Source organism: Actinomyces sp. HMSC065F12, from assembly GCF_001814535.1.
In the GTDB taxonomy this organism is placed as follows: domain Bacteria; phylum Actinomycetota; class Actinomycetes; order Actinomycetales; family Actinomycetaceae; genus Pauljensenia; species Pauljensenia radingae_A.
The window spans coordinates 1-429 of record NZ_KV816959.1 but is presented as its reverse complement, the minus strand read 5'-3'; the positions used below and the strand labels follow the sequence as shown (position 1 = coordinate 429).

1 pseudogene is annotated in these 429 nt (G+C 55.7%); it reads right to left on the bottom strand.

The features are described 5' to 3' along the window. Window positions 1-429, bottom strand: a pseudogene (locus tag HMPREF2975_RS03345) (restriction endonuclease); the annotation flags it as partial.

Here is a 429-nt window from a genome sequence, read left to right as displayed (position 1 = left end):
GCTCTGGTGAACTAGCGGATTCTTCTCGCGCATCCAGATCAGCTGCAACCTGTTCTTCGTCAAACTCCAAGAACTCTTCAACGTCCATACCTTCCCCTGCGACTGGGGACGTTGGGGCAGGTTTGCTTGGCTGGTCCGTGCCAGTGAAGTCGAAAGCTACTTGATCGGCTGCACGGAAGTCACGCTTGGAGAATCCGGCACTGTTGAGCCCCGCAACGATCTGATTGAGCGTGGTCCCGAAATCGTTCGAGGAGGTCAACACGTAACTCATGTTCAACAACGTGTTCGGCTGCTTCCTGGCGTGGGGTTGGCGCAGAACACGGCCAAGGATCTGCTCAACATCGACCTGACTGGTCTTGTTCGCCAACGACGCCAAAATATAGGCGAAGGGGCAATCCCAGCCCTCCTTCAACGCGTTCACGGTGATGA